The sequence below is a fragment of the Salinimicrobium soli genome (assembly GCF_048323655.1).
GTDB classification, from domain to species: domain Bacteria; phylum Bacteroidota; class Bacteroidia; order Flavobacteriales; family Flavobacteriaceae; genus Salinimicrobium; species Salinimicrobium soli.
This window is the reverse complement of the sequence record NZ_JBLUWW010000001.1, coordinates 822,282-842,072: the sequence shown is the minus strand read 5'-3', so window position 1 is coordinate 842,072 and position 19,791 is coordinate 822,282. Positions and strand designations below refer to the sequence as shown.

Here is a 19,791-nt window from a genome sequence, read left to right as displayed (position 1 = left end):
TATTTCCTGCCATTTCGCAAGACTTTGTTAAGGGACATTCCAAAAAAGTTAAAAATTAGTAACTTTTGGGAAAACACTGACTAAACCAACTAAACCGTAATGGCCGAACCATTAAGTTCTGACAAGAAGTATTCGTTTGTACAAAAAGTCTGGATCACAGCAGGCATTTTTGCCCTCCTGGCGGTGATCCTTTTACTTTTTAAAACCACCTTTAGCGTACTTCTCCTTATCCTGGCCGGCTCATTGATTGCAGTTTTTTTTCGGGGGCTAAGCGAATTCATAGGGAACAAGACGGGGTTGAACTCCTGGATCACTATGACCATCTCGGTGGCAGGAACTATTCTTTTCATCGCCGGGATCATATGGCTTATTGGGGCAGAAATGCAGACCCAACTTTCCCAGCTGAGCAAAACTCTGCCCAATACTTATGAGGATGCTAAAGGCTACCTCGACAAAAGCTGGCTGGGACAGGAAATACTGGAAAAATGGTCCTCCACTCAATCCAGCGGCAAACTGAATGAAGTTGTTTCGAAGTTCTTTAGAACAACCTTCGGAATGTTAGGGGATGTTTACGTGATCTTGCTAATAGGCGCTTATCTCACAGCAGCTCCTTTCCTTTATACCAAAGGGATCAGAAAACTAGTTCCTCCAAAGGGTCGGGATAAAGCCGATGATGTCCTGGAACGTTTGGGTACAAGTATGAAACAATGGCTCACGGGAAAGATCTTCGCCATGTTTGTGGTCTTTGTTCTCACGGCAATCGGTTTAAAAATTATGGGAATGCCTATGTGGCTTGCCCTCGCCATCATAGCCGGATTCCTGAATTTCATTCCGAACTTCGGCCCGTTGATCGCCATGATCCCGGCCGTGCTGGTCGCACTTTCCCAGGGACCACAAACTGCACTTTTAGTGGTTGGTCTTTATCTACTGGTGCAGTTTTTGGAAAGTAACCTTATTACCCCCAAGGTACAACAGCGTCTCACAAGCGTTCCGCCTGCACTTATTATAAGTTCTCAGCTTATTGTGGCCACCTTTGCCGGCATCTGGGGGATTATTCTTGCAACTCCTATCATTTTAATTGTCATTATTCTCGTACAGGAGCTATATGTAAAAAAAATAGAGGATTAAAAAACCCCATTTTTCAATGAGGTTTTTTAAGAGCTTTTATAAAATAAAACGATAGGTCGCTTTTATTAAGAAGGTGTTCTGGGGCTTCTGCCGCAGGAGCTGATTATCTACAATTGCACTGAAACCATTATTGACATCTCCCATTCCGGTTATTCCCTGGGACCAAACCAGGAAGATCTCTGAGCCGGGAATGTATTCCCATCTCGCAACGAGATTGGATCGGAATTGAACAAAAGCAAAATCGGGATCAGAGACTGTATAATCCACAGCGTTATCCCTGTTTTCATCGATCAGGTATTTTCCATCTTCAAAACTGATCTGATCATCTTCATACCAGCTCACCCGCTTATCCAGGTCTTTGGCCTTGGCATCAGTTACATAATTCAGGTTTGAATAATCGGCTTTGAAAATAAAAGGTTGTCCGTAATACTGAATGGTCAGGTTAGGATTGATATTATAGTTTAACCTGAAGGTAGCGCTTAGCGTCTCCTGGTCTATCGCTCCTAAAATATATCGTGCGTTATTCTGAAAAGAACGTTCGGCTACATATTGTGTCTTATTTGGATTGGTCTCGTAAGCCAGGTTTAAAGAAAGACTCATGGAATTGAGTGGCTGATATTGCAACCCGGCTTCATATCTGCGCAGGCTGAAGTTATTCTGTTTCGCATCTGAATGTACATATCCAAACCTTGTACTTAGTTTTTTTCGCTGATCACTTCCGGAGAAAATATAGAAATAGTTCTCCTCACTGAATCTCCATCGCGGGCCTCCCCTCAAAAAGGTGTTGATAAAGATGCGGGGTTTGTGAGCGGCCCCACCTTCAGACCACCAGTTGTTCTTATAGTTGATGAAGCCTTTTAGTTCATAGTGCGTACGGTTGTAATTTCCGTCAAAATCAAAGGCTGTAAGCTGCTCCACTCCCACAACTGCTTTTCGGAACCAACCGGTAGGCTTATTGAAAACTCTTCTAACGTTGAGATACTGCCGTATATCATCTGCTTGACGAAGGTAGCCAAGGTCATTGATCTCCAGTTCCGGAGATAACCATTTTCCGCCTACATTATAACGCCATTTCCCTCCACCACTTTTTCCGAATTCCAGTCGTCCTCCTGTACCTGTAAGAGAAGTTCGGGATGGATCAACCTCCACATGACCTGCATCGGTCCGCTGAAAAAGGTGCACCAATGATGTTTGGGTGTTAAGAATGGCTTCTTCACTCCCTCGCACATTACTCAGTACGGCGTCTCCTTCCACATAATACATCCTGTTCTTCCAGGAATGTTTGAAGTCGATACCGCCACTAAAAGCCTGCGCATGTAAAAAAGAAACCTCGTCCTCAAGATTACGGTGCGTTGCTGTAACCATTCCGCCTATATAACTGTTTCGGTTATTCATATCCTTTTGTACCCGACCTACCACGTAGTTGGTCAACGGTTCCACAAGAACTTCATTTTCTGAACCATCTTCGTTTATCACATTAGCAAATTCGCGGGCAGTAACAGATTCCAAAAGACCAATGGTCCAGCCGTCTTCAGTCTTTCCGCTAAATTTTGCCGCCCCCAGGATAGTAGTGTTATTAGGCTGATCAATATAAGCTGTATTAGGTCCATACGGAGTTCCCTGCGGCGTACGCCCAATCCTTCTGGAAAAGAAGAGATTATCCTGACTGTTCGCGAACCTGAAATCAAACACACTTTTGTTCTCTACAAAGAATGGTCTTCTTTCTTCGAAAAAGATCTCGAATCCGTCAAGCGAAACTGCACCGGGATCGGCATCCACCTGACCAAAGTCCGGATTGAAGGTGAGATCTACCGTGAGATCGTTCGTTACTCCTATTTTCGCGTCGAGGCCGGCAGTAAGTTCCCCATCCCTGCCATCGCGGAAAGGATTTCCGGCTTCTGCTTCGTAGGAATTGTAACGTCCTACTGAATAAGGTTGTATTTCTAATTGTTTCTGCGGTTTAAGCCCTTTGAGTCCTTTTAGATCCCCAAAAGAACTTACCCAACCAGCAGGATCTGCCGGAATTGGTTGCCAGGTAGATCGTTCTTCTTTTTTGAAATATCTGCGGGTAGATTGAATACCCCACACCTGATCATTTCCGTTACTAAAACGCAACTGACTCAAAGGGATCTTAACTTCAGCAGTCCAGCCCTCCTCATCGATATTGGTCTTCATATACCAGATAGGATTCCAGCTGGGATCAAAATTTCCATTATTAGAAATAAATTCATCTCCTTTTACACCGCTGGCAGAAATGGTAAAAGAAAAAGCCGTGCGGTCGTCATTATAACTGTCAATATTCAGTTCTACCCAGTCCCCCGGAAAATCATCCCTGCGCCCCATTCGTTGTACGATCTCTTCAGGATTGGGATCATAACATCTAAAAGCCACATACAGGTTCTTCTCGTCATAAACGATCTTCATCTTTGTTTGATAACTTGGCGGGGTGTTATTATCCGGTTCGTATTCCACATAATCTGACGTCCAGTCAACAACATCCCAGGTAGCTTCGTCGATAAGACCATCGATCCTGATGGGTTTTTCTCCGGCAACAGAACGGGTGGTATAGGACCTCTTAGCAAATGGTAATTTCACATCCGGCTTTGAACTGGCTTGTGGGAAAGCGAATTGGAAGGCAAGTAAAAAAGTAAAGTACAGAATTGGTTTTTTGGCTAGCATGAAAATTTCTTTAATTCCTCTAATAGACTTCCCGCCGAATAGTTTGTGACAGCAAAACGAGAATTTTCTACAACTTTTAACATTTAAGGCGCCAAAAATAGAAAATTCAGAAGGAATTGACCCTTCTTCAAATTAATCTTTAAAAAGAAGACCGATATGCGGAATCTGTCTGCCGCTGTTGTTCCAAAAAGGTAATTTCCGAAGCAATTATAGAGCTTACTGAAAATCAGAAACTTTCACCTGTTGAAATTAATGAAATGCCATTTGTAATATAAATTTATAATTGTACATTTGCACCCCTGTTTTATGCAGGGAATGGAATGTTTAATTATTAAGTAAATTTAATTAGTGTGGACACATTAAGCTACAAAACGGTTTCTGCCAACAAAGCCACTGTCAATAAGGAGTGGGTTGTTGTAGACGCTGAAGGACAAGCCCTTGGCCGCCTGTCTTCAATAGTTGCTAAACTATTGAGAGGGAAGTACAAGGCTAATTTTACCCCACACGTTGATTGCGGAGATAACGTAGTTGTTATCAATGCTGAAAAGATCAACTTAACAGGAAAGAAATGGGACTCTAAAGAGTACATTCGCCACACCGGCTATCCTGGGGGTCAAAGAAGTTTAACTGCAACGGAATTATTCACTAAAGGTCCTGAGAGACTAGTGGAAAATGCAGTAAAAGGAATGCTTCCAAAGAACAAACTTGGAGCAGATCTTTTCCGTAACCTAAGGGTATTCGCGGGCTCAGAACACAATGTTGAGGCTCAGAAACCAAAAACTATTAACTTAAACGATCTTAAGTAATGGAAGTTATTCACAAGATTGGCCGTAGAAAAACGGCTGTTGCACGTGTTTACGTTTCTCAGGGAAGCGGAAACATCACTGTAAACAAAAAAGACGTTAAGGATTACTTCTCTACTGGCACTCTTCAATACAAAGTAAGACAGCCGCTTAACATGACCGGAAACAACGATAACTTTGATATCAAAGTAAACGTTTACGGTGGTGGGATCACAGGACAGGCTGAGGCCATTCGTCTTGCACTTTCCAGAGCAATGGTAGAGTTGGATGCTGAGAACAGAACTACACTTAAGCCAGAAGGTCTGCTAACAAGAGACCCAAGAATGGTAGAGCGTAAGAAATTCGGACAGAAGAAAGCCCGTAAGAAATTCCAGTTCTCTAAACGTTAATATTTACCTGATGCTGCGGCATCAAAAAGTTCATTTAAAAAAGATTTTTGTTGTTACCCTGAAACAAGTTCAGGGGTTAGTTTAGCATCTAAACAGACAAGGCCGGATATATTTAAGATATCGCCACTTGCCTGTTGCTATCTCAACAGAACGTAAACTATTACAAAAATGGCAAACAAAGTAGAAGTAAAAGAATTACTTGACGCAGGTGTACATTTTGGACACCTCACAAGAAGATGGAATCCGAACATGGCTCCTTACATATACATGGAGCGTAACGGGATTCACATCATCAACCTTTACAAAAGTGCTGCTAAAATGCAGGAAGCCGGTGAGGCTCTTAGCAAAATCGCAGCCAGCGGTAGAAAGATACTCTTCGTAGCTACCAAGAAACAAGCAAAAGAAATTGTTGCTGAACAGGCCGAAAGAGCTAACATGCCTTACATCACAGAAAGATGGCCAGGTGGTATGTTGACCAACTTCGTTACTATTCGTAAAGCCGTTAAAAAAATGGCTTCTATCGACAGAATGAAGAAAGACGGTACTTTCAACACTCTTTCTAAAAAAGAACGCTTACAAGTAGATCGTTTAAGAGCTAAGTTAGATAAGAACTTAGGTTCTATTGCAGACATGAGCCGTCTTCCAGGCGCATTGTTCGTAGTAGACATCACTCGTGAACACATCGCGGTTAAAGAAGCTCAAAAATTAAACATTCCAATTTTTGCAATGGTTGACACCAATTCAGATCCAAGAGATGTGGATTATGTGATCCCTGCAAATGATGATGCTTCAAAATCAATCAACAAAGTAGTTTCTTATGTTGCTGATTCTATCGTAGAAGGACTTTCTGAAAGAAAAGCTTCCGGTAAGGACAAAGAAGAACCTTCTGAAGACAAGCCGGCAAAAAAAGCTCCAAAAGCAAGAAAGCCGAAGTTAGAAACTGAAGTACCTTCAACTGAGCCTGAAGATAAAAAGGCAATGAAGGAAGCGAAAGAAGATGTGAAACTGGAGTCTAAAAAAGAGACTTTAGAAAAAGCACGTTCTAACGACGAGGAAGAATAGAATAACATCAAGTTAATTTATATGAGTCGTTTAGTTGCTTTTTTAAAATTTAACTAAACGACTTATCCATTCTAAATAAAACATTTAAGACTATGGCAAATATAACCGCCGCAGAAGTAAATAAACTAAGAAAAGCTACCGGTGCCGGTATGATGGATTGCAAAAAGGCATTGGTTGAAGCTGACGGAGATTTTGATTCAGCAATTGAGATCCTTCGTAAAAAAGGTCAAAAAGTTGCCGCTAACCGTGCCGACAGAGAGTCTTCTGAAGGAGCTGTGATCGCAACTGTAAATGCCGATAACACCAAAGGAGTTATCGTTTCCCTTAATTGTGAAACTGACTTTGTTGCCAAGAACGAATCTTTCGTGAAATTGGCTCAGGATTTCGCTAACCTTGCTTTAGACGTAAACTCTAAAGACGAGCTTCTTGCAAAAGATTACAACGGGATCACTGTTCAGGAGAAATTGACTGAGCAAACAGGTGTGATCGGTGAAAAGATCGAGATAGGTGACTTCAGAACTCTTGAGGCTCCTTTCGTTGGATCTTACATCCACGCTGGTAACAAGATCGCTGTTCTTACAGGTCTTTCTGCTAAAACAGAGAATGCTGATGAAGTTGCAAAGAACGTTTCTATGCAGGCAGCTGCAATGAACCCTGTTGCTTTGAACGAAGAAGGTGTTGACCAGTCTGTCGTTGAAAAAGAGATCGAGATCGCTAAAGATCAATTGAGAGAAGAAGGTAAGCCAGAAGATATGCTTGACAATATCGCTAAAGGTAAGATCAAGCGTTTCTTTAAGGATAACACACTTGTAAATCAGGCTTTCATTAAAGACAACAAAATGTCTGTTGCCGAGTACGTGAAGTCAGAAGACAAGAACCTTTCTGTAGTTGCTTTTGAAAGAGTAGCTTTAGGATAATTCCTTCGGAAAATATCATTTTTAAAAACCCGCTTCTGCAAAGGAGCGGGTTTTTAGTTTTTAGATATCTCCGGAAAGAATATCCAAAAATGTCATTTTTGAGAGAACTTTTCCGAATCTTACAGAGACGATATTTAACGACATCCCGAAGGGATAGATACTTTCTGGACCATAGTTCAATTCGGAAGGTGCGACCCCGAAGGGGTCGTATAGATTCGTTGTTTCGAGTTATAAATGTTAGACCCCTTCAGGTCACGTGGCGTGATGCCAATGTTTACAGAAGCAGATCCAAAAATGGTCTTTTTGAGGCACCTTTTCCGAAGAATCATATAGCTACTGCCTTTCAAAAATCAAGATTATTGGCTCGGCTTCAGGAATGTAAGGATACAGTTTATCAATTTTGAACTTATTGTTGTTGATGAACTCAAAATACAGTTCTGAGCTTCCCTCCGTAGGGCCGTCTATAGTGATGAATATAGTCTTCTCCCCCAGCCTGTAAATAAATTCTTCAGTATGTCCGTCTTCTTTAACCATCGTCAAATGATTCCCCGGACTAAAATAAAGTTGGGTCCTGCCTTCTACAGGCGCTGTTTCTACCCAGGCTCCAAGTATCGAAGCTTCGTCATCCATATCATTGGTACAGCTGATTAGCGGTAGGAAGAACAGAAGAAGAAAAAACTTCTGCAGATATTGAAATTTCATAGATGTTTAAACTTTTGATTATCCAAAAACGACTGAAAAACCTAAATATTACTTAAAATTTATTCTGAAGAACTGATACGACTCAAATTACATTTCGCCCTCATTATTTCTCATCAATAAATTCCTTAGTTTTGCACAACCCATCAAAAATACGAAATGCACTACAAAAGGATCTTATTAAAATTATCAGGAGAAGCACTTATGGGCAACCGCCAATACGGTATCGACCCTGAGCGGCTGGCGGAATATGCGAATGAAATAAAAGCAGTTACAGACAAAGGCGTAGAGGTTGCCATTGTCATTGGCGGTGGGAATATCTTTAGAGGAGTTGCCGGAGCCAGTAAAGGTATGGACCGCGTGACAGGTGACCACATGGGAATGTTGGCAACTGTGATCAACGGGCTGGCACTTCAAAGTGCATTGGAAGATGCAGGAATACAAACGAGATTACAATCTGCCGTAAAGATCAACGAGGTAGCCGAACCTTTTATTAGAAGAAAAGCCATGCGGCACCTGGAAAAAGGTCGCGTAGTGATCTTTGGAGGAGGAACCGGAAATCCTTATTTTACAACAGACTCTGCTGCAGTTTTACGGGCCATTGAGATACATGCCGATGTGATTCTGAAAGGAACCAGAGTTGACGGAATCTATACCGCAGATCCCGAAAAAGATAAAAAAGCTACTAAATTTGATTTTATTAGCTTTGATGATGTACTTACAAAAGGGCTAAAAGTGATGGACACCACTGCTTTTACTCTAAGTCAGGAAAATAAATTACCAATCATTGTCTTTGACATGAACAAACCCGGAAACCTAGAAAAGGTGGTAACCGGAGAAAATATAGGAACAAAAGTGAACCTTTAGCTCTCCAAAAAGCAGTTTTAAATCAAGTTTTCAAACATGAATGACGAAATAGAATTTATTATTGACAGCACCAAAGAGGCAATGCACAATGCCATTCTCCATCTTGAAAAACAACTGGTAAACATCCGCGCCGGGAAAGCCAGCCCTTCCATGTTGGGCAGTGTGCGTGTTGATTACTACGGAAGTCAGACTCCGTTGAACCAGGTTGCCAATGTAAATACTCCCGACGCCCGCACCATTACTATCCAACCTTTTGAAAAAAGTCTGATCCAGGCTATAGAAAAAGGTATCATGCAGGCAAATCTTGGGTTTAACCCGATGAACAATGGAGACAGCGTGATCATCAATGTGCCGCCGTTGACCGAAGAACGCCGTCGCGAACTGGCAAAACAAGCCAAGGCAGAAGCTGAGGACGCCAAGATCGGGGTGAGAAATGATCGTAAGAACGCTAATCAGGATATTAAAAAACTGGATATTTCAGAAGACGAAAAGAAGATAGCTGAAGATGAGATCCAGAAACTGACTGACACTTATATTGAAAGAATAGACAAGATCCTTGCTGTCAAGGAAAAAGAGATCATGACGGTCTAAAACTTATAGAGAAAAGCGGCAAAAAGCCGCTTTTTTTATTCTCTATTCCCAAAGCTGTACTTCAGACTATTACTTCCGGTGTAAATGGCCTAAAAAGTAAAGAGGCTTTCATACCTTTGCAGCCTTTAAAATCATAGAATGTCCAAGTTTCTCAGTTTTGAATTTTGGAACACCGTTGCCCGCATCATCCTGCGGAACAGGATCCTAATTTTATTGATCATCGTTGGGATCACCATTTTTCTTGGTTCGCAGTGGAAGAACATGAAATTTTCCTATACCGAAGCCAACCTCTTACCCGATGATGACGAAATTAACATACAATACCAACAGTTTTTAGATAAGTTCGGCGAGGAGGGAAACCTGATCGTTATGGCGGTCAATGATCCTTCTTTATTTACTCCTAAAAAATTCGCAGCCTGGAATGAACTGGCAAAAAAGCTGGATGCCTATGACGAGGTAGAGTTCACAGTTTCTATTGGAGATCTAAAAAAACTCGAAAAGTTTGAAGAGGAAGGCAGATTCAGGATGGTACCTTTCATTGACGAAACCCAACCCGATAGTTTGGAAGTCGAAGGTTACCGGGAAGAGCTTTTTGAAAGGCTTCCTTTTTACGAAGGCCTTATCTACAGCAAAAAAAGCAACACGGTTCAAACAGCTATTTACCTTGACAAGGAGATTGTAAACACTGAATTGCGTAGAGATTTTGTGGTGAATGATCTCATCCCTATAGTAGAAGATTTTGAAGCCGATAATGACCTCAATGTTTATGTCTCGGGAATGCCTTACATAAGGACTCTCAATTCCCAGAACATTATTGATGAGATCGGACTTTTTATTGGTGCCGCGCTCCTCGTAACCTCCCTAATATTCTTCCTTTTCTTTCGTTCGTTTCGTGCTACTGTTATCTCAATGATCACAGTGGTTATTGGAGTGATGTGGGCCTTTGGAGTACTTGGTTTGCTGCATTATGAGATCACTGTACTAACCGCTATTATTCCGCCCCTTATAATTGTAATAGGAATACCCAACTGTATTTTCCTTATCAACAAGTACCAACAGGAGATCCAAAAACACGGAAATCAGGCGAAATCTTTGCAGCGGGTGATCACTAAAGTAGGGAACGCAACTTTGATGACCAATCTTACTACCGCCTCCGGTTTTGCGACTTTCATTTTTACCCAAAGTACGCTGCTGAAGGAATTTGGTATTGTGGCTTCCATAAATATCATAGCCATTTTTGTTCTGAGCCTCCTGATCATTCCTATTATCTATAGTTACATGGAGATCCCAAAAGACAAGCATCTAAAACACCTGAACAAAAGGTGGATCGGTGGCTTTGTTGACTGGATCGAAAGAATGGTAAGACATCACCGCATAAGTGTCTTTATTATATCCCTGGTGCTTCTCATAATTAGCATCATAGGTCTTTACACCATCAGGATCTCGGGTAGTTTGTTGGAGGATATGCCTAAGAATGCAGGATTTTTCAAGGATGTTGAATTCTTTGAGGAAGAATTCGACGGGGTCATGCCTTTGGAAGTACTTGTCGACACTAAACGTGAAAAAGGTGTTATGAAACTCTCCACCCTTAAAAAAATGGATGAGCTTCAAACACTGTTAGCCGAGGAAGATGAACTATCAAAACCTGTTTCGGTAGTGAACCTGGTGAAATATTCAAAGCAAGCCTATTATAATGGCAACCCAAAATATTACCAACTTCCCACTTCCCAGGAACAGAATTTCATATTGCCGTATGCCAAAGACCTTGGAGGGGAAGACAACAACATTCTGAAAACTTATGTTGACAGCACAGGACAGTATGCACGAATGACCACCTTTATGAAGGACATTGGTACCGAGCAAATGGAAAGGATCGAAGAAAATCTCTGGCCTAAGATCAATAAGATCTTCCCTGAAGATCGATATGATGTGCAGATGACTGGAAAGGCCCTGATCTTTCAAAAAGGAACCAATTACCTTGTAAATAACTTGGTGATCTCCTTGAGTCTTGCAATTTTACTCATAGCACTCATTATGGCCTGGATGTTCAAGTCCTGGAAGATGATCCTGGTATCACTGGTACCTAACCTGCTACCATTGTTGGTCACGGGTGGACTAATGGGATTTTTGGGGGTTCCTATAAAACCTTCAACTATCCTTGTATTTAGTATCGCTTTCGGGATCTCGGTAGATGATACTATCCATTTCCTTGCAAAATACCGGCAGGAGCTAAAAGCGAATAACTGGAAGGTCAAAAGATCTGTTTACGCTGCTCTTCGGGAGACTGCGGTAAGCATGTTCTACACCTCCATCGTACTGTTCTTCGGATTTTCGGTCTTTATGATCAGTAGTTTTGGGGGGACTGTCGCACTGGGAGGATTGGTGTCAGCTACCCTCCTGTTCGCCATGCTATCAAATCTGCTGCTTTTACCTTCAATGCTTCTGTCGCTTCAAAAAGAGATCGCGAACCAGGAAGTACTTAAGGAACCTGCCATTGATATTATTCCGGAAGAAGACGACATTCTTCAGGAGAAAAAAAGAAAAAAGAAATAATGTTCAAAAAAGGGATTTTTCAGGCAGGTGTGAAACCATGAGTTACTTGCTAACCTACTGCGGAAAAATTATCTTTGTTGCCCAAATTCAGAAAAAATGATAAAAGCCAAAGTTGCTGAAATTTTAGAAAGCACTCAGTATCTTCAGGAAGTTCAGGTAAAAGGATGGGTTCGCTCCTTCCGAAGCAATCGTTTCATTGCACTTAATGACGGTTCAACCATTAATAACCTGCAGTGTGTAGTGGATTATGAGAAGATGGATGAAGCGCTTTTAAAACGCATTACCGTTGGGGCTGCTATAAAAGTGAATGGAACACTGCAGGAGAGCCTGGGAAGTGGTCAAAAAGTTGAAGTGCAGGCTACATCTGTAGAGATCCTTGGAGATGCCGATCCTGAAGAGGTGAAGTTCACTATTTTGTCTCCTAAAAGGCATACTCTCGAGAAACTAAGAGAGCAGGCCCACCTGAGAGTTCGCACCAACACATTTGGAGCTGTCATGCGACTTAGGTCAAAACTTGCTTTTGCCGTACACAGCTATTTTCAACAAAATAATTTCCATTATGTCAACACCCCTATCATCACAGGAAGTGATGCGGAAGGGGCAGGAGAAATGTTCAAAGTGACTTCTTTTGATCTCAAGAACCCTCCAAAAAATGAAGATGGAAGCATTAATTATAAAGAAGATTTCTTCGGAAAAGAAACCAATCTAACCGTTTCCGGACAGCTGGAAGCTGAGACCTATGCCTTGGGGCTGGGACAGGTTTACACTTTTGGCCCTACTTTCAGAGCCGAAAACTCCAATACTTCGCGCCACCTGGCAGAGTTCTGGATGGTGGAGCCGGAAATGGCATTTTGCGATCTCGATAAGAACATGGATATCGCCGAAGAATTTATCAAATATGTGCTGAAGTACATCCTGGAAAATTGTCAGGATGATCTGGCCTTTTTGGAGCAGCGGCTCGCGAATGAGGACAAGGTCAAACCGGAATCTGAACGCAGCCCAATGTCGCTTACAGATAAGTTAAAATTCGTAATTGAAAACAATTTCAAAAGAGTAAGTTATACCGAAGCCATTGATATTCTGAAGAACTCAAAGCCGAATAAAAAGAAAAAGTTCAAATATATCATCGAGGAATGGGGTGCCGATCTGCAGAGCGAGCACGAGCGATACCTGGTTGAAAAACACTTTAAAACTCCGGTGATCCTGTTTGATTATCCGGCCAATATTAAAGCGTTTTACATGCGCCTTAATGAGGACGGAAAAACAGTTCGCGCCATGGATATTCTCTTCCCAGGAATTGGTGAGATCGTTGGTGGATCCCAGCGGGAAGAGCGCCTGGAGGTGCTTCAGAAGAAAATGGCTGATCTTGGAATTGATGAGAAAGAACTGTGGTGGTACCTTGATACGCGCAAGTTTGGTACCTGTGTGCACAGTGGTTTTGGACTCGGTTTTGAAAGACTGGTCCAATTCGCTACCGGAATGGGTAATATCCGCGATGTGATCCCGTTCCCGCGAACCCCTCTTAATGCTGAATTCTAACTAAAAGCCTTTCCTTAAAGTACTCATAAAACAATCTGCATTCTTTCACGTTTGTAGATTGTTTTCTTATTTTTATAGAAAGCCCTATACAATATGCTCAAGCAGCAATTAAACTTAAAATTATCTCAGAAGCTCTCTCCGCAGCAGATCCAGCTGATGAAGCTCATTCAGTTGCCTACCCAGGCATTTGAGCAACGTTTGAAGCAGGAAATGGAGGAAAATCCGGCGCTGGAAGGCGGTAAGGAGGAAAAGGACGAGTATGAAGAGGACTTCGGAGATACTGATGATTACCAGGATGAGGATCCGGGAAATGAGACTATTGAAACGGATATAGATGTTGATGAGTACCTGAGTGATGACGAAATACCGAATTACCGGCTACAGGCCAATAATTATAGCGCCGACGATGAAGACCGACAGGTGCCATATGCCTCAGGAATCTCCTTTACACAATACTTAAAGACACAACTTAGCACCTTACGCCTCAATGAGGACGAAAAGGAAATAGCCGAATTCCTTGTAGGTAGCGTGGATGAAAGCGGGTATATCAGAAGATCTGTACAGGATATAGTTGATGACCTTGCCTTTACCCAGAACGTATATACAGATGAAGCTACCGTCGAAAAGGTACTAAAATATGTACACGAGTTAGATCCGGCAGGGGTTGGTGCCCGTTCGCTTCAGGAATGTCTTCTTATTCAGCTTAACCGGAAAGAACCTACCAAAGCGGTGAGTCTCGCTGCTGATATAATCGAAAAATCTTTCGATCAATTCAGCAAGAAACACTACCAGAAACTGCTTTCCAAGCACGATATTTCTGAAGATGACCTAAGGGAAGCTATTGAGGTGATCGAACACCTCAACCCAAAACCGGGAGGTGCCTATTCGGGAAACACCAGGATGGTTGAGCATGTAATTCCCGATTTTACGATCAAGATCGTCGACGGTGAATTAGAACTTAGCCTTAATGGACGTAACGCTCCCGAGATGCACGTATCCAAAGACTATAGTGAAATGTTGAAAGGATATAAGGCTTCCAAGGAAAAATCAAAGGCGCAAAAGGATGCGGTCATGTTCATCAAACAAAAACTGGATGCCGCAAAATGGTTCATTGAGGCCATTAAACAACGGCAAACCACCCTTTTCGTGACCATGAGCTCTATCATGAACTATCAGAAAGAGTACTTTTTAACCGGTGATGAAAGAAACCTGCGGCCGATGATCCTCAAAGACATCGCTGATGAGATCGATATGGATGTTTCCACGGTATCAAGAGTTGCCAATAGTAAATATGTAGATACTCCTTACGGCACCAAACTCATCAAAGATTTCTTTTCAGAATCTATGAAGAATGACCAGGGAGAAGATGTTTCTACCAAAGAGATCAAGAAAATCCTTGAGATGACCATTGATGATGAGAACAAGCGTAAACCTCTTACCGATGAAAAACTGGCCAAGATCCTGAAAGAAAAAGGCTATCCTATTGCCCGAAGAACGGTTGCAAAATATAGAGAGCAATTAGACATTCCGGTGGCGCGTTTACGAAAAGAGATTTAATGAAGTTCCTTCTTAAGAGCGCCTCCTATATTTTTCATCCAATCTGGATGCCTTTTGCGGGCGCTTTTTTGTATTTCCTGGTAACACCACGGTTTTTCCCCAAAGAGGTCATAGAAGCTAAATTATTGGCCATTTCAATAATGACCATCTTCATTCCTGTTGTCTTCTTTTTTATGCTGAAGACTTTGGGTAAAGTCCGCTCACATTTTTTAACTGAAGTAAAGGAACGCAAATGGCCGCTCCTGTTCTACGCACTGCTCAATATTATCATTATGAAGTATGTGCTGGATATGTTTGATTACCCTGAATTATACTATTTCTTCCTGGGTATCTTCATTTCGACCTTACTAGGGCTAATGCTCGTGATCTCCAGATTGAAAATAAGCCTGCACATGATGGGTCTTGCCGGTACTACGATTTTCCTCATCCTTCTCAGCCTGCATTTCAGCCTGAATCTTATTTACACTATTAGCTTTTTTATCGCAATAATTGGACTCACCGCATCCTCACGACTTTATTACAATGCCCATAGTACTTCTGAACTCCTCTGGGGACTCTTACTCGGAATGTTTCCGCAACTGGCGGTAGCGATACTTTGGTTATAGGAGATAGAACATGAGGCCTATCTGAAAGGCTCTAAGTTCCAGGGACTCCTGATTAACCATAGCATCCTTGCTAAAAAAGGAATTTAGACTATAATAAAAATTGAAGTTAAAGGTGTTGTAACCAAAGGTAAACGTAGCTCCCAGCCTTAATCTTTCCAGCTCCGGAACTTTGGTTTGAACAATGGTATTACCGGACTGGACAAATTTGGATTTAAAGTAATACACATAAGCCGGTCTCAATCCAGCATAGATCCTCCAAAATTTATAGGACTCGGGAGTTGAAGTACGCCAGCGGAATTGCAGAGGTAGATCGATTGACTGTGTTGAAAAGCGATTTGTGTTAAAATCTACCCTGTCCCTGTCTAAAATTTCAAACCGTGTTTCCTCTGTTCCCGGGAATTCACCAATGAAGAGATTTTGACCGTAAGTATCAATGGACCATCCCAATCCTATCCCAAGCGCAACATTGCGTCTTTCGTTAACAGGAAAGTCCCTGATCACTCCCAGATGCAGGCCTCCGGAAAACTGAGAACTCCTTATGCTGGAAGGCTGACCACTGACAATGTTATACGTGAATCCAAAATAGACCTGATCTTCCCGGTATAAACTATCAATAACAGCCTTAGGCAGTTCTTCTTCCTGTGCCAGGCCGATAGATGAAGTAAAAAGGATATTCAGTAAGAAAAGGAATTTTACGGCCCGCATTGGTTTGTTTTAAACAAATATAGAATTAAAGGAAAGTTAGTTCAAAAAAAATCCCCTTCCAACTGATGCTGAAAGGGGAAGACAAAAAATAATGAATTTATTAGTCCAGGTTTCTGGCAGCGTCTCCGGTACGGGTAGTGTAATTGATCTTAAGCGCTTCCGCTTTTCTCAATTCCTGTTTAATATCAGAAACAAGTCCCATATTGGTTTCCTTATCCACTTTTAAAGAAGTGGTTAAGAAAGGTACTAATTCCTCCCTCTTGGATTCTCTTTCAGAATAAATGAACTGCTGAATATCACTTACTTCAGCAAAATTGTCATTGAGTTGGATACGCGCCTCGGTACCAAAACTGGATTGATATCGGGAGCTTGGCTTTCCTGCGTAGATGTACATAACCAGATCCTTCTTGTCAAGTTTTTCAACCTGATCTGCATAAGGCAACGTATTCTGGACCTTCAAAGTATTCTCCCGCATTACGGTAGCAACCATGAAGAAGAAAAGTAGCATAAATACGATATCCGGTAAGGAGGCCGTACTAATTGCAGGTAGCTCACTACTCTTTTTCTTTGTGAATTTAGCCATAATTGTTTAAAATTTTTCTCGTTTAACCTTTAGGATCTGCTTCAGAAAGCTTTTGTGGCCACATATCCCTGATCTCTTCGATTTGTTCTTTTAACTTGTCTTTGTTGCCTTTATAATTTACATCATCATAATCGGCTTCCATTTTAGTAAAAGGTTTTCCGTACAAACGCTTGGCAGTACGGTCACGAAGTTCATTATAGGCAGCAACCAATTCATTCTGCACAGCTATATAAGTCCCGTACTCTGTCTGCCGGTCATTTACCAGCATGATAACCGCTTTCTGCGGATTATCTGAAGACGCAGGGTCTTTTGCTCCCTGACAATAAGTACAGGCCTCCTGTCCTACTCCCCCACCGTTATCAAGAAAGGCAACTGCAGCTTCTTTGAGGTCTTTAAGCTCCATCAGCTCATCTTCCACTAGAAGGTCATTGTTACGGTTAACAATTACCTGAAAAATGTTCTTTTCCTTAATGATTGGCGGTTCAACTTCTTCATCCTGCATAGGAGGTAATTTTCTACTGATACCACTGTCAGTTTCGATAGTGGTGGTTACCAGGAAGAAAATTAACAGCAGGAAGGCTATGTCGGCCATAGAACCGGCATTTACTTCTGGTGAAGATCGTCTAGCCATATTATCTTATTTTATAAGTTTTCTCACCCCTGATACTACCATCAGAAGGATCGCGATACACGCAAGAATGTAGAAAGTTACAAGCCCTGCACCAACCCAGTGGTTTGTATTGGCAGAAACAACTTCTCCATCATTCAATACTGTTTCAGTTCCGTCGGTCAATAAATATGCGATAAGGACAACCAGGATAAAGGCACCCACAGACATGAGGGTTCTTTTAATATCTCCGGAAAACAGTCCTTTGATCACAAAGAATAACACGACCAATACAATTATAGCAAACACGATGTATGCCACAATCAGGAAAGGAGTAACTACACTCGCTTGTAAAGCGGCTGAGTTCTCGATAGCGTCGTCACCGGTCATAAGCACCCGTCCCCAAAGGATGAGCCCTATCACGCCGATTACAATCGCTAAGTATTTTAATATTTTATGTAAAGTCATAATAGTTTGTTCGTCTTATTATACTCTTCTTTTGTTCTTGTAGTCTACAAGCATATCGATCAATGTGATGGAAGCATCTTCCATATCATTAACGATTCTATCGATCTTAGCGATGATGTAGTTGTAGAAGATCTGAAGAATAATCGCCACGATCAAACCGAATACAGTTGTAAGAAGTGCTACTTTAATACCTCCTGCTACCAAAGATGGTTGCATATCACCTGCAGCCTCGATCTTATCGAAAGCCTGGATCATACCAATTACTGTACCCATGAACCCAAGCATTGGAGCCAGAGCGATGAATAAAGATACCCAGGAAACGTTCTTCTCTAACTGTCCCATTTGAACACCACCGTAGGCAACAACAGCCTTTTCAGCAGCTTCGGTGCTTTCGTCAGCACGGTCAAGACCCTGATAGTAGATAGAAGCAACAGGTCCTTTTGTATTTCTACAAACTTCCTTAGCAGCTTCGATACCACCAGTATTTAAAGCGTCTTCCACATCCTGAGCCAATCTTTTTGTGTTAGTAGTAGAAAGGTTAAGGTATATGATTCTTTCAATGGCAATCGCCAATCCAAGGATCAAACATAAAAGTACGATCCCCATAAATCCGGCACCACCTTCAATAAATCGCCTTTTCAACTCCTGATGGAATCCAACGTTGTCATCTTCCATATCTGTAGCTACAGCCTGGTCTTCATCCTGAACGAAGTTCACCACTGTGGCTGGCAAGGCATTCACGTTATTTGTCGCGTTAACATTTACGGCTCCACACACCATAATTGTAGCGATTACCAAAATTGAAAATAATCTTTTCATTACTTTTTGTCTTAATTAATTAGTTAACGGGTTAAAGATATAAATATTTATTCAAATAAAAACACTTGCAGAGAGGAAGGGATTCGAACCCTCGATACGCTTTTGGCGTATACACACTTTCCAGGCGTGCGCCTTCGACCACTCGGCCACCTCTCTATTAGTAGAATTCCGTTTTTATTACGGTTCGCCAAATAACGAAAAAAATAATTAGCTGGTCAAGTAGCAGCGGCAATTTTTACGACATTTCTCCGCGCAAGGAAGTTTCAAATATAGTTTTGAAAACCTTGGGAGAAAGATCCTTTGCTAAAAGGTACATGATCTTCGCTACTGCAGCTTCTGTAGTGATATCTTTTCCAGAGATCACCCCTATCCGCTTTAGCTGCGTGCTGGTCTCATATTGCCCCATTGATACACTCCCTCCTATGCACTGGGTTACATTAACTACCACCACACCCCTGGAAATAGTGCTCTTTAAAACATCCAGGAACCACTCTTCTGTGGGTGCATTCCCGCTTCCATAGGTCTCTAAAATGACACCCTTTAGATCCTCTTTGGACAAAATATGTTCTAAAAGAGATCTATTGATCCCGGGAAAGATCTTGATCAGGGCTATCTGATCATTCAGGCCCCTGTGCAACTTTGTTTTTCTTCTACGATTGGTGCGCCATAGTGCGGCCTCATTGACCGAAAGATGCACCCCCGATTCCACCAATGGCGAATGATTGGGAGAAGCAAAGGCCTGAAAATGTTCGGCGTTGATCTTAGTGGTTCTGTTTCCCCGGTACAACTTGTATTCAAAATACAAACCTACTTCTGAGATCACAGGTCGACCATGTCTTTGCAAACCCGCAATCTGTATGCTGGTGATAAGGTTTTCTTTGGCATCAGTGCGAAGGTCTCCGATAGGTAATTGTGAACCGGTAAAAATAATGGGTTTGGAGAGGTTCTCGAACATGAAACTCAAGGCAGAAGCGCTATAAGACATGGTATCACTTCCATGAAGTACCACAAAACCATCATAGCTGTCGTATTTCTCCTCAATGATCTCCGCTATCTGAAGCCAAAAGAGCGGCTTCATATTCGAAGAATCGATAGGCCTTTCAAAACTTACTGTCTCAATATTATGTTCCAGGAGTTTTAGTTCGGGAATATTTTGCAGTAACTCATCAAAATTAAACGCTTTTAAGGCGCCGGTCTCAAAATCCTTGACCATACCAATG

The 19,791-nt window shown here is 41.9% G+C and carries 19 protein-coding genes and 1 tRNA gene; 11 read left to right on the top strand and 9 right to left on the bottom strand.

The features are described from left to right. The first annotated feature begins 99 nt into the window (after positions 1-99). On the top strand, positions 100-1,128 hold the full coding sequence (locus tag ACNORC_RS03830; protein ID WP_418334267.1) for an AI-2E family transporter: 1,029 nt from the start codon (positions 100-102) through the stop codon (positions 1,126-1,128). Positions 1,129-1,164: 36 nt separating this feature from the next. On the opposite strand, the gene ACNORC_RS03825 is transcribed toward ACNORC_RS03830, so the two are convergent. Then, positions 1,165-3,807, bottom strand: a complete 2,643-nt coding sequence (locus ACNORC_RS03825; RefSeq protein WP_418334266.1) for a DUF5916 domain-containing protein — start codon at positions 3,805-3,807, stop codon at positions 1,165-1,167. A 350-nt stretch (positions 3,808-4,157) separates the two neighbouring features. Between ACNORC_RS03825 and rplM the strand changes: the two genes are divergently transcribed. The 4 genes from rplM (at position 4,158) to tsf (ending at position 6,978) form a co-directional block, all read left to right on the top strand. After that, positions 4,158-4,613 carry a 50S ribosomal protein L13 gene (rplM, locus tag ACNORC_RS03820; protein WP_418334265.1) on the top strand — a complete coding sequence of 152 codons (456 nt, stop codon included), beginning with the start codon at positions 4,158-4,160 and terminating at the stop codon, positions 4,611-4,613. Continuing rightward, positions 4,613-4,999 (top strand): 30S ribosomal protein S9, encoded by a 387-nt coding sequence (gene rpsI / locus ACNORC_RS03815; protein ID WP_418334264.1) that lies wholly within the window; start codon positions 4,613-4,615, stop codon positions 4,997-4,999. Before rplM ends, rpsI begins: the two co-directional genes overlap by 1 nt. 168 nt (positions 5,000-5,167) lie before the next feature. Then, positions 5,168-6,061: a 30S ribosomal protein S2 gene (gene rpsB, locus ACNORC_RS03810; protein ID WP_418334263.1), complete on the top strand. Its 894-nt coding sequence runs from the start codon at positions 5,168-5,170 to the stop codon at positions 6,059-6,061. A 92-nt stretch (positions 6,062-6,153) separates the two neighbouring features. Beyond that, positions 6,154-6,978, top strand: coding sequence for a translation elongation factor Ts (gene tsf / locus ACNORC_RS03805; protein ID WP_418334262.1), 825 nt, complete (start codon positions 6,154-6,156; stop codon positions 6,976-6,978). Positions 6,979-7,311: 333 nt separating this feature from the next. Here tsf and ACNORC_RS03800 read toward each other — a convergent pair whose 3' ends face one another. Continuing rightward, entirely contained in the window at positions 7,312-7,680 is a 369-nt protein-coding gene (locus ACNORC_RS03800) for a hypothetical protein (protein WP_418334261.1), read from the bottom strand. A gap of 156 nt (positions 7,681-7,836) precedes the next feature. Between ACNORC_RS03800 and pyrH the strand changes: the two genes are divergently transcribed. The 6 genes from pyrH to ACNORC_RS03770 all read left to right on the top strand — a co-directional run bounded on the left by pyrH (position 7,837) and on the right by ACNORC_RS03770 (position 15,389). Beyond that, positions 7,837-8,544, top strand: a complete 708-nt coding sequence (pyrH, locus tag ACNORC_RS03795) for a UMP kinase (protein ID WP_418334260.1) — start codon at positions 7,837-7,839, stop codon at positions 8,542-8,544. A gap of 36 nt (positions 8,545-8,580) precedes the next feature. After that, complete coding sequence (frr, locus tag ACNORC_RS03790; protein WP_418334259.1) at positions 8,581-9,135, top strand: ribosome recycling factor; 555 nt, start codon at positions 8,581-8,583, stop codon at positions 9,133-9,135. A 138-nt stretch (positions 9,136-9,273) separates the two neighbouring features. After that, positions 9,274-11,688, top strand: coding sequence for an efflux RND transporter permease subunit (locus ACNORC_RS03785; RefSeq protein WP_418334258.1), 2,415 nt, complete (start codon positions 9,274-9,276; stop codon positions 11,686-11,688). Positions 11,689-11,784: 96 nt separating this feature from the next. Further along, positions 11,785-13,227 (top strand): asparagine--tRNA ligase, encoded by a 1,443-nt coding sequence (gene asnS, locus ACNORC_RS03780; protein ID WP_418334257.1) that lies wholly within the window; start codon positions 11,785-11,787, stop codon positions 13,225-13,227. A gap of 93 nt (positions 13,228-13,320) precedes the next feature. After that, positions 13,321-14,784 (top strand): RNA polymerase factor sigma-54, encoded by a 1,464-nt coding sequence (rpoN, locus tag ACNORC_RS03775; protein ID WP_418334256.1) that lies wholly within the window; start codon positions 13,321-13,323, stop codon positions 14,782-14,784. Further along, positions 14,784-15,389, top strand: a complete 606-nt coding sequence (locus ACNORC_RS03770; RefSeq protein WP_418334255.1) for a hypothetical protein — start codon at positions 14,784-14,786, stop codon at positions 15,387-15,389. The genes rpoN and ACNORC_RS03770 overlap by 1 nt, the downstream gene beginning before the upstream one ends. Here the strand turns inward: ACNORC_RS03770 and ACNORC_RS03765 are convergent. The 7 genes from ACNORC_RS03765 to ACNORC_RS03735 form a co-directional block, all read right to left on the bottom strand. Continuing rightward, positions 15,384-16,094 carry a porin family protein gene (locus tag ACNORC_RS03765; RefSeq protein ID WP_418334254.1) on the bottom strand — a complete coding sequence of 237 codons (711 nt, stop codon included), beginning with the start codon at positions 16,092-16,094 and terminating at the stop codon, positions 15,384-15,386. The genes ACNORC_RS03770 and ACNORC_RS03765 overlap by 6 nt on opposite strands. A 100-nt stretch (positions 16,095-16,194) precedes the next feature. Further along, a complete protein-coding gene (locus ACNORC_RS03760) occupies positions 16,195-16,677 on the bottom strand; it encodes an ExbD/TolR family protein (protein WP_418334253.1) in 483 nt (160 codons plus the stop codon). Positions 16,678-16,699: 22 nt separating this feature from the next. After that, entirely contained in the window at positions 16,700-17,308 is a 609-nt protein-coding gene (locus tag ACNORC_RS03755; RefSeq protein ID WP_418334252.1) for an ExbD/TolR family protein, read from the bottom strand. 6 nt (positions 17,309-17,314) lie between these two features. Continuing rightward, complete coding sequence (locus ACNORC_RS03750; protein ID WP_418334251.1) at positions 17,315-17,752, bottom strand: hypothetical protein; 438 nt, start codon at positions 17,750-17,752, stop codon at positions 17,315-17,317. An 18-nt stretch (positions 17,753-17,770) separates the two neighbouring features. Then, positions 17,771-18,571, bottom strand: coding sequence for a MotA/TolQ/ExbB proton channel family protein (locus ACNORC_RS03745; RefSeq protein ID WP_418334250.1), 801 nt, complete (start codon positions 18,569-18,571; stop codon positions 17,771-17,773). Between the two features lie 68 nt (positions 18,572-18,639). Then, a tRNA-Ser gene (locus ACNORC_RS03740) sits at positions 18,640-18,727 on the bottom strand. 79 nt (positions 18,728-18,806) lie between these two features. Further along, positions 18,807-19,784 carry an asparaginase gene (locus ACNORC_RS03735; RefSeq protein WP_418334632.1) on the bottom strand — a complete coding sequence of 326 codons (978 nt, stop codon included), beginning with the start codon at positions 19,782-19,784 and terminating at the stop codon, positions 18,807-18,809. Between the last annotated feature and the right edge of the window lie 7 nt (positions 19,785-19,791).

What these genes read in the sequence shown, in the direction of transcription:
- ACNORC_RS03830 (WP_418334267.1), top strand. Translation starts at nt 100, where the DNA reads ATGGCCGAACCATTAAGTTCTGACAAGAAGTATTCGTTTGTACAAAAA.
- ACNORC_RS03825 (WP_418334266.1), bottom strand. Translation starts at nt 3,807, where the DNA reads ATGCTAGCCAAAAAACCAATTCTGTACTTTACTTTTTTACTTGCCTTC.
- rpsI (WP_418334264.1), top strand. Translation starts at nt 4,613, where the DNA reads ATGGAAGTTATTCACAAGATTGGCCGTAGAAAAACGGCTGTTGCACGT.
- rpsB (WP_418334263.1), top strand. Translation starts at nt 5,168, where the DNA reads ATGGCAAACAAAGTAGAAGTAAAAGAATTACTTGACGCAGGTGTACAT.
- tsf (WP_418334262.1), top strand. Translation starts at nt 6,154, where the DNA reads ATGGCAAATATAACCGCCGCAGAAGTAAATAAACTAAGAAAAGCTACC.
- ACNORC_RS03800 (WP_418334261.1), bottom strand. Translation starts at nt 7,680, where the DNA reads ATGAAATTTCAATATCTGCAGAAGTTTTTTCTTCTTCTGTTCTTCCTA.
- pyrH (WP_418334260.1), top strand. Translation starts at nt 7,837, where the DNA reads ATGCACTACAAAAGGATCTTATTAAAATTATCAGGAGAAGCACTTATG.
- frr (WP_418334259.1), top strand. Translation starts at nt 8,581, where the DNA reads ATGAATGACGAAATAGAATTTATTATTGACAGCACCAAAGAGGCAATG.
- ACNORC_RS03785 (WP_418334258.1), top strand. Translation starts at nt 9,274, where the DNA reads ATGTCCAAGTTTCTCAGTTTTGAATTTTGGAACACCGTTGCCCGCATC.
- asnS (WP_418334257.1), top strand. Translation starts at nt 11,785, where the DNA reads ATGATAAAAGCCAAAGTTGCTGAAATTTTAGAAAGCACTCAGTATCTT.
- rpoN (WP_418334256.1), top strand. Translation starts at nt 13,321, where the DNA reads ATGCTCAAGCAGCAATTAAACTTAAAATTATCTCAGAAGCTCTCTCCG.
- ACNORC_RS03770 (WP_418334255.1), top strand. Translation starts at nt 14,784, where the DNA reads ATGAAGTTCCTTCTTAAGAGCGCCTCCTATATTTTTCATCCAATCTGG.
- ACNORC_RS03765 (WP_418334254.1), bottom strand. Translation starts at nt 16,094, where the DNA reads ATGCGGGCCGTAAAATTCCTTTTCTTACTGAATATCCTTTTTACTTCA.
- ACNORC_RS03760 (WP_418334253.1), bottom strand. Translation starts at nt 16,677, where the DNA reads ATGGCTAAATTCACAAAGAAAAAGAGTAGTGAGCTACCTGCAATTAGT.
- ACNORC_RS03755 (WP_418334252.1), bottom strand. Translation starts at nt 17,308, where the DNA reads ATGGCTAGACGATCTTCACCAGAAGTAAATGCCGGTTCTATGGCCGAC.
- ACNORC_RS03750 (WP_418334251.1), bottom strand. Translation starts at nt 17,752, where the DNA reads ATGACTTTACATAAAATATTAAAATACTTAGCGATTGTAATCGGCGTG.
- ACNORC_RS03745 (WP_418334250.1), bottom strand. Translation starts at nt 18,571, where the DNA reads ATGAAAAGATTATTTTCAATTTTGGTAATCGCTACAATTATGGTGTGT.
- ACNORC_RS03735 (WP_418334632.1), bottom strand. Translation starts at nt 19,784, where the DNA reads ATGGTCAAGGATTTTGAGACCGGCGCCTTAAAAGCGTTTAATTTTGAT.